Raw genomic sequence first — 12851 nt, 5'->3', positions numbered from 1 at the left:
GATAGAGTTCCAGATAATAAATAAAAAGCAAAGCCTCTCAGAGGCTTTGCTTTTTATTTGAAGAAGGAATGGTAAAGAGCTTCAATTGCTTTTGTTTCATGACACGTTTTAATGCCAAAAAGGATACTAACTTCGGAAGAGCCTTGGTTAATCATTTCTAAGTTGACTCCGGCTTGGGCTAGAGCTGAGGTACTTTTGGCAGCCGTTCCGATGTTGCTTTTCATCCCTTCACCGACGATTGCTAACATTGATAAGTTGTGTTTAACATGGATTTCATCGACCTGAAGTTCCTCTTGAAAACGATGGATGAGTCGGTCCTCAACAGCAGCTGTGATTTGTTCCTCTCGTAGAATAACTGAAATGTCGTCAATCCCAGAAGGCATGTGCTCGTAGTTTAAGCCTTCGTCTTCAATAATAGCCAGGACTTTTCGACCAAATCCAACTTCTCTATTCATTAAGTACTTGCTTAAGTAAATTAAGGCAAAGCCAGAATCGGCTGCGATGCCGATAACTCCTTGATCGCCTATTTCTCGATCTAATAATATTTTAGTGCCAGGGGCATCAGGGTTGTTGGTGTTTTTGATAACGACTTCAATGCCAGCTCGAAAGGCTGGAATCAGTGCTTCATCATGGAAAACTCCAAAGCCAGAGTAGCTTAGTTCCCGCATTTCTCTAAAGGTTAATTCTTTGATTTTATGTGGTTCCTTAATCACCCGGGGATCAGCCACATAAATGGCATCAACATCAGTGAAGTTTTCATAGAGGTCTGCTTGAACACCAGCTGCTAAAATAGAACCTGAGACGTCAGAGCCACCACGAGAAAAAGTACAAATTTCGCCAGCTTCAGTGTAACCGAAAAAGCCAGGAACAACGATAATATCTCCCCGATCACGAAGCTCCATAATTTTAGGAAAAGAACTATCGAGAATTAAGGCATTTCCAGGTTCGTCAGTGACGATTAAGCCCGCTTCTTGAGGATTAAGGTAATTAGCATCAAGACCTTTCAATTGGAGAAAAGCAGCGACTAATTTCGCGCTATTGTCTTCACCGCTAGCTTTAAAGCGATCAAGAACACGACGCTTGTCTTGGTCCTTGCGATTGGACAAGGTTAAATTTTTGAAGGATTGGGCAATTTCTTGGATGATTTGTTGGGGTAAGGCTAATTCATTAGCAATCAATTCATAACGAGTGATGATTGCGTCTTGAACTTTCTGGTAGTCATCACCTGCTAAGTAAAGCTCCGCATACTCAATCAATAAATCAGTGACTTTTTGATCGTCAGCTTGTCTTTTACCTGGGGCAGAAACGACAATTATTTTTCTCGTTGAATCAGACTTAATAATTGAAACGACTTTATTTAACTGTGTACTTGAGGCGAGTGAACTTCCGCCAAATTTAACGACTTTCATATCCGACAACTCCTTCAATTTCCCGATTTAAACAGTGTTTATCTACCAGAATACCTAATAAGACTGCTAAAATCAATATCAATAAGTAATAAAAAGTCTCTTTGGTAACTTTGTCTCAATAATTTTCCTTTCTTTTATATAGTAGAGACTTAAAAATATCTTTTTATTCCCTAACTAATTTAAAAGATAGGCTAGTATTAATTAGAAATACCATGTATAATATCAAAAGTAAACGCCATTTTTATGGGCTTTTTTATTTAGTAAATCAGCCTGTTAAGAAGGGCCTAAGTGGAAAACTATAAATTGTTAGTGAATGACAAGCTATCATATGTTATAATTTAATGCAGGTGCAAAACCAGATTAATAGAAAATAAACTATAAAAAATTACTTTTCTTGTGTTTTAAAAGTAAGCGTTGTAGACTAGATGTTTGCTTAAAGAGAAAAGTTATGATGATAATTGAAAGAAAAGACGGAGGAAATTTAATGAAACCAAATACAATGCTTTGGATATTTTTAGCAGTTTTTGTTGTAGCTGCCTTACTATATTTAATTGCAATTTTAATGAAACGCAGAAATGAAGAACGTTTGGATGAATTAGAAAAACGAAAGATTGACCTATTCGATTTGCCCGTCATAGAAGAAGTTGAAGAAGTAAAAAAAATGCATTTAGTCGGTCAAAGTCAAAACACTTTTCGTGATTGGAATCAAAAGTGGACAGACATTTCAACAGCGTCATTTGCTGAGTTAGAAAGTCGCATCTTTGAAGTTGAGAACTTAAATGAGACCTTCCGCTTTATGAAAGTTAAAAGTGCCATTGAAGAAGCTTATGAAACAATGGACGAGATGGAAAATGAAGTTGAGTACATTCGAACAGGCTTGAAAGAACTTCGTGAAAGTGAAGAACGGAATTCACTAGCTGTCCAAGAAGCCTTAGATAAATATGAAGAAATTAGCGCTTTAGCTAAACAAGAACCAAAACAATTTGGACCAGCCATTGATGAAATTCAAAAACAAGTTCAAAGCATTGAAAATGAATTTACCCAGTTTGTTGCTTTAAATACTGCGGGTGATCCTATGGAAGCTCGTTCAGTCTTAGAACAAGCAGAAGGTCGCACTTACGCTTTAGAAGCAACGATTGTTAATATTCCGCCTTTATTCGAAGAATTAGATAAGATGTTCCCAGAGCAGATGCAAGAAATTATTAGTGGTCATAAAAAATTAGTTGAGCAACAATTTAAATTTCCAGAAGATGAGATCAAAAAAGACATTGTCAAAGTTAATTCCAAAATCAAGAAAAACTTAGCTTACTTAGAAAAATGTGAAGTCGCGGTTGTCCAAGAAAACAATGCTGATATTAGTAATCGCATTGATAAATTATATGATGTCATGGAAATTGAAATGAAAGCTCAGTCTTATGTTAAAGCTAACATGAAAACAACTAGAGATTATATTGGACATGCCTTTAAAAATAATCGTCAACTTTTAATTGAATTGGACCATACGTCACAAAGTTATGCTTTAAATCATAATGAATTAGGTCGTGCTAGAGGCTTCCAAACAAGATTAGAAGAATTAGGTAAAAGTTTCACGACCATTGAAGAGAATTTAAAAAACAAAGTTGCAGTCTTTTCAAAAGTAGAAGAAGAACTAAAAGATACGTATCGGATTTTAGATGATATTGAAAACCAACAAATCGAAATAAATGGTTCACTTAAAACCCTTCGTAAAGGTGAAAAAGTCGCACAGAAAAAAATTGATGAATTTGAGTTTAGTTTACGGAACATGAAACGCTATGTTGATAAACAACGCTTACCAGGTGTTCCACCGGAATACTTAGAATTCTTTTTCGTAGCAACTGATCGGATTGAAGAGTTAAGTAAAGAACTGAACAAAATTAGAATTGATATGGAACGCATCAATAAATTAGTTGAGTACTGTAGTAAAGACATTGAGATTCTTGAAGAAAAAACCAATGAATTAATCGATAGTGCGGCTTTAACAGAGCAAATGTTACAATACTCTAACCGTTACCGTCATAGTCATGGTGGTGTTAGTGAAGCCATCGATAAAACGTTATATCTTTTTACTAAAGAACATCGTTATCAAGATGCCCTTGATGAAATTGGTTCGGCATTAGAACGAACTGAGCCAGGAGCCTTTAAGCGAATCGAATCTTTCTACTTTAATAATAGAGATCGCATGGCCGAATTTTAATTAGACGTTACTACCCCTTAAGCCAGAGTTAATCTGTTGCTTTTGGGGTTTTCTTTTTGAGAGCTAATTATAAAGGAGCTTAGATTGATATTAACGTCGTTTACGTTTATAATAGGAAAGACTTTTTAACAAGTAAAGCAACAGCGGTTATGTTAAATTCAAGGAGGAAAGCAATGATTTATTTTGATAATAGTGCCACAACTAAAATAAATAAAAGTGTCTTAGATACTTATGTTAGAACAAGTGAACGAGTTTACGGTAATCCTTCAAGCTTACACCATTTAGGAACACAAGGAACGCGACTGTTAGACCAAACGAGAAAGCAAATTGCCGAAGGCTTAGATGTACTGCCAACAGAAATTTATTACACAAGTGGCGGCACGGAAGGGAACAACTGGATCATTAAAGGCACAGCGATTGAGAAACGCCAGTTTGGCAATCATTTAATTGTCTCGGCTGTTGAACATAGTGCCGTCACAAATGCGGCTAGACAGTTAGAACAATTAGGATTTGAACTTAGTTACGCTCCAGTCGATCAAAAGGGATTTGTCATTGTTGAGGAATTAGCTAAATTAATTAGACCGGAAACAATTTTAGTGTCGGTGATGGCAGTTAATAATGAAGTCGGGACAATTCAACCAATTGCAGAAATCAGTCAGGTCCTCGCTGAGTACCCAACGATTCATTTCCATGTTGACGGGGTCCAAGCTTTAGGGAAAGTACCAAGTCCTCGATGGTTAACCTCTCGTGTTGACTTCGCCACCTTCTCTGCTCATAAGTTTCATGGTCCTAAAGGTGTCGGCTTTATTTTTTGGCGCAAAGGTCGCAAAATTGCTGAATTGATCAGTGGTGGCGGTCAGGAAAAAAATCAACGGAGCGGCACAGAAAATGTTCCTGGCATCGTAGCGATGTCACGGGCTGTCAGATTACACTTAGAAGACCAAGAATTAAAAAATAAGCGTGAACAAAACATTAAAGAGTATTTAATTGATTCTTTAAACAAATATGAGAAGGTCAGTCTGTTTTGTGATAGTAGTGAAGACTATGCTCCACATATTGTTTGTTTCGGTGTTAAAGGTGTCAAAGGCGAAGTTTTAGTCCATGCCTTTGAACAAAAAGATATTATTATTTCGACTACTAGTGCTTGTTCTAGTCGCAGTAAAGTGGCTGGTAGCACCTTGCATTCAATGGGAGTAGCAGATCCGATTGCCACAACGGCAGTTCGCTTAAGTTTAAATCATGAGTCGACAATGGTCGAAGCCGAACAATTCATGATTGTGTTCAATCAGCTGTATCAACAATTTTCAAAAATTAATTAAGTAGAGGAAGGACTTATTATGAATTACACAGAAATTATGGTTCGTTATGGCGAACTCTCAACTAAAGGTAAGAATAAGAAACGTTTTATTAGTATGTTAGCAGCCAATGTTAAAAATGCCTTAACAAGTTATCCTTTAGTTAAAGTTCATGCTAATCGTGACCGGATGCATTTACTCTTAAATGGTGAAAACAGTCAAGAAGTGATGGCATGCTTATCACCAATTTTTGGGATTCAAAATTATTCACCAGCTATTAAAGTTGAAAAAGAAATGGCAGTCATCTATGAAACAGCCATTCAAATGGTCAAAGAAAACTTTACAGAAGGTCAAAGTTTTAAAGTCAATGCCCGTCGTTCAGATCATTTATTTGAGTTAGATACAAATGAATTAAACCGGGAAGTTGGTCACCATGTGATTCAAGCCATTCCGACGATTAAAGTTCAAATGAAACAACCGGATATTACTTTACGAGTTGAAATTCGGGATGACGGTGCCTTTTTATCTTGTGAAACGATTAATGGTGCCGGTGGTTTGCCAGTTGGTTCAAGTGGTAAAGGGATGTTAATGTTATCTGGGGGAATTGATTCTCCTGTGGCTGGTTACTTAGCTATGAAGCGAGGGGTTAAAATTGAAGCTGTTCATTTCCATAGCCCACCTTACACTAGCGAGCAAGCTTTAAATAAGGCGAAAGACTTAACCGTTAAATTAGTGCCTTACGTTGGCAGCATTCAATTTATCGAAGTTCCTTTTACTGAAATTCAAGAAGAAATTAAAAAGAATGTTGAAGAAGGTTATTTAATGACTATTACACGCCGCTTCATGTTGCGAATTACAGATGAGATTGTCAAAAAACGTCGTGGTTTAGCAATTATTAATGGTGAGTCTTTAGGTCAAGTCGCCTCACAAACATTGCATAGTATGATTGCCATTAACGATGTCACGACAACACCGATTATTCGGCCAGTCATCACTTTAGATAAAAATGAAATTATAGAAATTGCTGAAAAAATTGACACCTTTGATTTGGCAATCCAACCATTTGAAGATTGTTGCACAATTTTCGCTCCGCCAAAACCAAAAACTAAACCAAGACTAGACCGTTCTCGTGAATATGAAAACAAACTAGATATGGAAGGGTTAATTGCCCGGGCAGTAGCTGGCATCAAAGTTAGTGAAATTCAACCAGGTCAGCAATATTTAACGAGCGAAGCAGATGAATTTAGTGATTTACTTTAAGGATAAAGCTTGATAGAGGGATGAATTAGTAGGCGCTAATTCATTCCTTTTTTTGTTATCGTAAAAAAGTTCACAAAGTTGTTGTCAAGGACTAAGGGGAATGGTACACTAAGAGTGTGAATGTTTTAACAAGAGGTGAGAAAATGGAAAAAGTAGAAGAAACTAAAATACCCAATGCAACAGCTAAAAGAATACCGTTATACTATCGTTACTTAAAAACTTTGGAAGAATCTAATGTGGAAAGGATTAAATCTAAAGATTTTAGCCAATTAATTCAAGTGCCCTCAGCAACGATTCGTCGTGATTTTTCACATTTTGGAGAACTAGGAAGAAGTGGCTATGGTTATGATGTTAGTTACTTAATTCAAGTCTTTAGTCATATTTTGAATACGAAAGTTGAAAAACGAATTGCCTTAATCGGCACAGGGAACTTAGGCAAAGCGTTAATTAAAAATAATTTTCGCCGGAATGAAAATTTAAACATTGTTAGTGCCTTTGATTCTGACCCTGAATTAATTGGGACAAAGATTAACAATATCGAAATCCGTGACTTAGCAGATTTAGCGGAAATTGTTAAAAAAGAAGGCATTACGACGGCTATTTCAACTGTACCAAGTAAGTATTCTCAAGCAGCGGTTGATGGCATTGTTGAAGCCGGCATTACGGCTATTTTGAATTTTGCTCCTGGTCGCGTGAAAGTACCTGACAAAGTTAAGATTCAATACATTGATTTAACAACGGAGTTACAAACCTTAATTTACTTCGACGAGAACTTTACGTCGAATCATCAATTTAACTTTGCTACTCAGTAACAAGCAGTACGTTTGTTTTTATAGGTTCTTTCTCGTATACTGAAGGTATCACAAAACGAGAGGGGTTTCTTAAAGATGGAAGTAACATTAAAAGGTAAACCAGTAACATTAGCAGGAGAGCAAGTTGAAGTGGGGCAAAAAGCACCAGACTTTTCTTTAGTTAATTTAAATAAACAAGTCATTCAATTGTCAGATTTATCTGATAAACCGGTGATTCTAACAGTTGTTCCGAATATTGAAACGAGTGTTTGTCAATTACAGACGAAACGTTTTAATCAAGAAGCTGCTAAAATTGATGGCGTACACTTCTTAACGATTTCGAATAATACTAAAGAAGAACAAGAAAAATGGTGTGCCGCTGAAGGTGTTGATATGGAAATGCTCCATGACACTGAAAATGAATTCGGGAAGCTGTATGGTTTATTTATTCCAGAAGTTGGGTTACTAGCTCGTGCAATTTTTGTTATCGATAAAGATCAAAATGTCATTTACAGTGAGATTGTTGAAGAAATTGCTCAAGAACCAGATTACGAAGCAGCCTTAGCCGTAGCTAAAGCTTTATAGTTAAACTAAAAAGACTTTCGAGTCTTTTTTTTGTCTAAAATCAATCAAGAAGCTGCTTTTGCAGACAGACAGTTATGGCTTGAACTTTTGACGTGACGTTGATTTTACAAAAAAAGCCGAAAGACTGACAATCTTAACCTCTCACTTAAAAACGGAAATTCAAGGGCTCTGTGATGAAGTGATTGTTGTTAGCGATGGTGAAGTTGTCAGCCAAAGTCAAAAGTCAGTTTGACGAAAGGCAGATTAACATGTAAAATATGAGCAAGACGTTGAACAAGGAAAGTACTTAACGAACCATCACAGAAAGAAAATCATAGCTGAAAGATTTTCATGCCATTTGTTAAGGAAAAGTAACTTGGGAGTCGAATGACTGAACTAACAGTAAGTCATTCCGAGTCGTGATCGCTAACTCACGCTAGAGAAATAGTAGAACACTACTATAAATTAGGTGGTACCGCGTATACTAACGCCCTAAGACAGCAATGTCTTAGGGCGTTTTATTTTGCAAAAAAGCCGTTGTTTCCGGAGCATCACCACCGAATTCCGCTAGTGGCAGAGGCTAGTCGTTGAACTGCGGGCGAGACTAAGAATGATTTAAGGAACTAATGATCAGCTTAATTAAAGTAAATTATAGACGAAAGAGGGATCAAGATGTCAGAAGATAAAAATTTAGCACCAAAGTATGCACCACAAGAAGTTGAAGCCAATCGTTATGAAAAATGGGTGAAGGAGGAGCGTTTCAAGCCAAATGGTAACCCAGATGCGAAACCTTATTCAATCGTCATCCCACCACCTAATGTAACTGGTAAACTTCATTTAGGCCACGCTTGGGACACAACGCTCCAAGATATTATTATTCGTCATAAACGGATGCAAGGGTATGATACGTTATGGTTACCAGGGATGGACCACGCCGGGATTGCTACCCAAACGAAAGTCGAAGAACAGTTAGCGACAGAAGGCTTAAGTCGTTACGACTTAGGACGTGAAAAGTTCGTTGAAAAGACGTGGGAATGGAAAGAAGAATACGCCGGTCATATTCGGGAACAATGGGGAAAAATCGGGATTTCAGTCGATTATTCACGAGAACGTTTTACCCTAGACCAAGGCCTGTCAGATGCTGTTAAAAAGGTCTTTGTGAAGCTCTACGAAAAAGACTTAATTTACCGTGGGGAATATATTATTAACTGGGACCCGAAAGCTAAAACGGCCTTATCGGACATTGAAGTGATTCATAAAGATGTGGAAGGGGCTTTTTACCACATGTCTTACTTACTAGCTGATGGCAGTGGTGAGGTCTTAGAGATTGCGACTACTCGTCCGGAAACGATGTTAGGTGATACAGCTGTAGCCGTTCATCCGGAAGATGAGCGTTACCAACACTTAATTGGTAAATCAGTGATTTTACCATTAGTGAATAAAGAAATTCCGATTATTGCTGATGATTACGTCGAGATGGACTTCGGAACAGGGGTCGTTAAAATTACTCCAGCCCATGATCCAAATGACTTTGAAGTCGGTAACCGTCATGACTTACCAAGAGTTAACGTGATGGAGGCGGATGGGACTATTAATAGCCTTGGAGGCAAGTATGCTGGTTTAGACCGTTTCGCTGCTCGTAAAGCTGTGATTAAAGATTTAGAGGCAGAAGGCCGCTTAGTGAAAATTGAAAAAATGGTCCACAGTGTCGGTCATTCAGAACGGAGTGGGGTTGTTGTTGAACCTCGTCTATCAACTCAATGGTTCGTTAAAATGGAGCCACTAGCGAAAGAAGCTTTAGCTAACCAAGAAACAGCTGATAAAGTTGATTTTTACCCACCACGCTTTAATCAAACATTCTCAACTTGGATGGAAAATGTCCACGATTGGGTGATCTCTCGTCAATTATGGTGGGGCCATCAAATTCCAGCTTGGTATCACAATGAAACAGGGGAATTATATGTTGGCGAAACAGCCCCAGCTGATAGTGAAAACTGGACCCAAGATGAAGATGTCTTAGACACATGGTTTAGTTCAGCTCTGTGGCCTTTCTCAACGATGGGCTGGCCAGATGAAAATGCGCCAGATTTCCAACGCTATTTCCCGAACTCAACCTTAGTCACTGGTTACGATATTATTTTCTTCTGGGTTAGTCGAATGATGTTCCAAAGTCTCGAATTTACAGGGAAAGCACCCTTTAAAAATGTCTTAATGCACGGTTTAATTCGGGCAGAAGATGGCCGTAAGATGAGTAAGTCTTTAGGCAACGGGATTGACCCGATGGAAGTGATTGAGAAGTATGGTGCTGATGCTTTACGTTGGTTCTTATCAAATGGCTCTTCACCTGGTCAAGACATGCGTTTCAGCTATGATCGAATGGATTCATCATGGAACTTTATTAATAAAATTTGGAATGCCAGCCGTTTTGTCTTAATGAATACGGAAGAATTTACCTTTGCCGACATTGATTTAACTGGTCATAAGACAGTAGCAGATCGTTGGATTCTGACACGATTAAATGAAACAATCGAACGGGTGAATTCATTGTTCGAACGTTTTGAATTTGGTGAAGCAGGTCGTCATTTATATAACTTTATTTGGGATGATTTCTGTGATTGGTACATCGAAATGAGTAAAGAAGTCTTGTTTGGTGAAGATGAAGTCCAAAAACAAATGACACGAAGTATTTTAGTTTACACACTAGACAATATTTTACGGTTATTACACCCAATCATGCCTTTTGTGACTGAAGCTATCTGGGAAAAAATCCCTCATCAAGGGGAATCAATTGTGACAGCTGTTTATCCAACGGTTCAACCGGAGTTAAGTGATGAAAAAGCCGCCAAAGGGATGGAAGTACTGAAAGAACTCATTCGCTTAGTTCGTAACATTCGCTCAGAAGTGAATACACCTTTATCCAAAGCGATTACGTTACTGATTAAAACGAACCAACCTTCAGTTGAAGAATTCTTATTGGAAAACCAAAACTACATTCAACGTTTCTGTAATCCAGAGGAATTAGTTATTTCAGCTAGTGTCGTAGCACCGGAACTGGCGATGAGTGGGGTAATTACCGGGGCAGAAATTTACTTACCTTTAGCAGACTTAATTAATATTGAAGAAGAAATTATTCGACTAGAAAAAGAATTAGCTAAATGGACAAAAGAAGTTAAAATGGTTCAAGGTAAATTATCCAATGAACGCTTTGTTGCTAACGCCCCAGATGAGGTAGTAGCTGGCGAACGTGAAAAAGAAAAAGGTTACTTAGAAAAACAAGCCTCAGTAACTGAAAGAATTGCCACATTAAAAAATAAATAGCAATCTAGGAGCAGGAAAGCATGACATATACAGAAGCTTTAAGGTGGATCCATAGTCGTTTAGCCTTTGGTTCGCGGCCAGGTCTTGACCGAATTGAAGCCTTGCTGGACTTACTGGATAATCCTCAAAATAAAATTAAAACGATTCATGTGGCAGGGACTAATGGCAAAGGCTCAACCGTTAGTTTTTTACGATCCCTCTTAGAAGGTGAGGGCCTCAAAGTTGGGACCTTTACCTCACCGTATATTACGGTTTTCAATGAGCGTATCGCCCTTAATAATCAGCCAATCAGTAACCAAGAGTTAGTGGCTTTAGTTGAAAGGTTTCAACCTCTAGTCGCCAGCCTTGATGCTCAACCGGCCTTAGCTGGTGTGACAGAATTTGAAATCATTACAGCTATGATGTTTACTTATTTTGCAGAAGCGCAAGTTGATGTTGGGATTATTGAAGTTGGCTTAGGTGGTACCTTAGATTGTACGAATGTGATTACCCCGTTGATTGCTAGTATTACAACGATTGGTTTAGATCATATGGCAATTTTAGGTAACACTTTAGAAGAGATTGCCGCTCAAAAAGCCGGCATCATTAAAGCTTATCGACCAGTTGTAACTGGTAATTTACCAGAGGTAGCTTTGAAGGTCATTCGTGAGGTCAGCGCCAAGCTCAAAAGTCCCTTAATCGAATTAGGACAAGGGTATCAGTTTAAACTGGAAGAGAAACAAGGGGCATTTGGTGAAGTTTTTACTTTTACTAACCAGCAATTTACGTTACCCCATTTAGAAATTAGTTTAAATGGGCAACACCAAATTGAAAATGCCAGTTTAGCAATTGAGTTATATTGCCAAGTAGCGCCTGATTTTGAGTATATTGCTACTGAAGCAACAATCAGAGCAGGCATTCAATTTGTCGCTTGGCCAGGGCGGATGGAAGTTCTGCAGACAGCGCCCTTAGTTATTTTAGATGGGGCACACAATGAGCCAGCGATTAAAGTCTTAGTCAATAATTTACAACAGGAATACCAAGGCAAAGCTATAAAAACCGTCTTTGCCGCGATTCAGCCCAAAGAAGTTGGGAGTATGTTAAACTTGTTAGGAGAAGTTGAAAATCAAGAACTCTTTTTGACGACTTTTGATTATCCAAAAGCCTATCAGTTAAAGGAGTATCCTTTGTTAAGTCATTTGCCAGTAACTCACTTACCAGATTGGCAAGTAGGGATTGAGCAATTAATAAAAGCTGGCACTTCAGCTGACTTAATTTTAATTACTGGTTCTTTGTATTTCATTTCTCAAGTAAGAACACATATCTTAGGAGGTTCCAATGAAAAAACCGTTTAAAGGAATTATATTTGACATGGATGGCTTGCTATTTGATACAGAGAGTTTGTATTGCCAAGCGAACATGAAAATCGCTCCAAAACATGGTATTAAGAATTACGATGAAGAGTATTATCGAGGTTTAATTGGTTTGTCAGATGAAGAAACAGCTGAGATTTATTACGAAGATTTTGCTGAAGCTGGTAGAACTGCCATTGATGCCTTCATTTTAGAAGGGCATTTAGAAGTTAAAGAGATGTTCTTAGCTGGCTTAGCGCCAATCAAACCAGGGGTCATTGAGATTTTAACTTATTTAAAAGCTGAAAAAATCCCGTGTATCGTGGCTTCGAGTAATTTACGTCAGTTTATTGATATCTTACTTGAAAAAGCGGAAATTCGTCGTTACTTTATCGACATTATCTCTGGCGATGATGTGGCAAAAGCCAAACCAGATCCGGAAATTGTCCATAAAGCCTTAGCTAAACTTGAATTAGCACCTGAGGAATGTTTAATGTTAGAAGATTCCCGTAATGGGATTTTAGCATCTTACCGGGCAGGTGTGCCAGTCATTATGGTGCCTGATATGATTGCGCCGACACCAGAAGTTGCGGAAATGACTTTAGAAATTTTACCAAGTCTCCACGAAGTTATCAATTATTTAAAATAAAAAATTAAGCCTCCGAATG

9 protein-coding genes and 1 other annotated feature are annotated in these 12851 nt (G+C 37.9%); of the genes, 8 read left to right on the top strand and 1 reads right to left on the bottom strand.

Going from position 1 to position 12851, the window contains the following annotated elements; translation table 11 throughout:
- Positions 1-53 precede the first annotated feature (53 nt).
- Positions 54-1409 (bottom strand): aspartate kinase, encoded by a 1356-nt coding sequence (locus CBF35_RS02970; RefSeq protein ID WP_126778443.1) that lies wholly within the window; start codon positions 1407-1409, stop codon positions 54-56.
- Between the two features lie 484 nt (positions 1410-1893).
- On the opposite strand from CBF35_RS02970, the gene CBF35_RS02965 reads away from it, so the two are divergent.
- From CBF35_RS02965 to CBF35_RS02930, 8 genes are all read left to right on the top strand, one after another.
- Positions 1894-3624 (top strand): septation ring formation regulator EzrA, encoded by a 1731-nt coding sequence (locus CBF35_RS02965; RefSeq protein ID WP_126778441.1) that lies wholly within the window; start codon positions 1894-1896, stop codon positions 3622-3624.
- Positions 3625-3797: 173 nt separating this feature from the next.
- Positions 3798-4943, top strand: a complete 1146-nt coding sequence (locus tag CBF35_RS02960) for a cysteine desulfurase family protein (RefSeq protein ID WP_126778439.1) — start codon at positions 3798-3800, stop codon at positions 4941-4943.
- Between the two features lie 18 nt (positions 4944-4961).
- Positions 4962-6179, top strand: a complete 1218-nt coding sequence (thiI, locus tag CBF35_RS02955; protein WP_126778438.1) for a tRNA uracil 4-sulfurtransferase ThiI — start codon at positions 4962-4964, stop codon at positions 6177-6179.
- A 143-nt stretch (positions 6180-6322) separates the two neighbouring features.
- Positions 6323-6991 carry a redox-sensing transcriptional repressor Rex gene (locus tag CBF35_RS02950; RefSeq protein ID WP_126778436.1) on the top strand — a complete coding sequence of 223 codons (669 nt, stop codon included), beginning with the start codon at positions 6323-6325 and terminating at the stop codon, positions 6989-6991.
- 75 nt (positions 6992-7066) lie between these two features.
- Positions 7067-7555 (top strand): thiol peroxidase, encoded by a 489-nt coding sequence (gene tpx / locus CBF35_RS02945; protein WP_126778434.1) that lies wholly within the window; start codon positions 7067-7069, stop codon positions 7553-7555.
- A 260-nt stretch (positions 7556-7815) separates the two neighbouring features.
- Positions 7816-8032 (top strand) — a binding site (T-box leader).
- 174 nt (positions 8033-8206) lie between these two features.
- The gene (locus CBF35_RS02940) at positions 8207-10852 is read left to right on the top strand and encodes a valine--tRNA ligase (RefSeq protein ID WP_126778432.1); all 2646 of its coding nucleotides are present in this window, start codon (positions 8207-8209) and stop codon (positions 10850-10852) included.
- A 20-nt stretch (positions 10853-10872) separates the two neighbouring features.
- Positions 10873-12186 (top strand): bifunctional folylpolyglutamate synthase/dihydrofolate synthase, encoded by a 1314-nt coding sequence (locus CBF35_RS02935; RefSeq protein WP_126778430.1) that lies wholly within the window; start codon positions 10873-10875, stop codon positions 12184-12186.
- Complete coding sequence (locus CBF35_RS02930) at positions 12170-12832, top strand: HAD family hydrolase (RefSeq protein WP_126778428.1); 663 nt, start codon at positions 12170-12172, stop codon at positions 12830-12832. The genes CBF35_RS02935 and CBF35_RS02930 overlap by 17 nt, the downstream gene beginning before the upstream one ends.
- Positions 12833-12851 lie beyond the last annotated feature (19 nt).

The sequence above is a fragment of the Vagococcus salmoninarum genome, from assembly GCF_003987495.1.
Classification (GTDB): domain Bacteria; phylum Bacillota; class Bacilli; order Lactobacillales; family Vagococcaceae; genus Vagococcus_D; species Vagococcus_D salmoninarum.
This window is presented reverse-complemented; position numbering and strand designations above follow the sequence as displayed.

Coding starts and splice junctions, on each gene's coding strand:
- CBF35_RS02970 (WP_126778443.1), bottom strand. CDS start 1,409: ATGAAAGTCGTTAAATTTGGCGGAAGTTCACTCGCCTCAAGTACACAG.
- CBF35_RS02965 (WP_126778441.1), top strand. CDS start 1,894: ATGAAACCAAATACAATGCTTTGGATATTTTTAGCAGTTTTTGTTGTA.
- CBF35_RS02960 (WP_126778439.1), top strand. CDS start 3,798: ATGATTTATTTTGATAATAGTGCCACAACTAAAATAAATAAAAGTGTC.
- thiI (WP_126778438.1), top strand. CDS start 4,962: ATGAATTACACAGAAATTATGGTTCGTTATGGCGAACTCTCAACTAAA.
- CBF35_RS02950 (WP_126778436.1), top strand. CDS start 6,323: ATGGAAAAAGTAGAAGAAACTAAAATACCCAATGCAACAGCTAAAAGA.
- tpx (WP_126778434.1), top strand. CDS start 7,067: ATGGAAGTAACATTAAAAGGTAAACCAGTAACATTAGCAGGAGAGCAA.
- CBF35_RS02940 (WP_126778432.1), top strand. CDS start 8,207: ATGTCAGAAGATAAAAATTTAGCACCAAAGTATGCACCACAAGAAGTT.
- CBF35_RS02935 (WP_126778430.1), top strand. CDS start 10,873: ATGACATATACAGAAGCTTTAAGGTGGATCCATAGTCGTTTAGCCTTT.
- CBF35_RS02930 (WP_126778428.1), top strand. CDS start 12,170: ATGAAAAAACCGTTTAAAGGAATTATATTTGACATGGATGGCTTGCTA.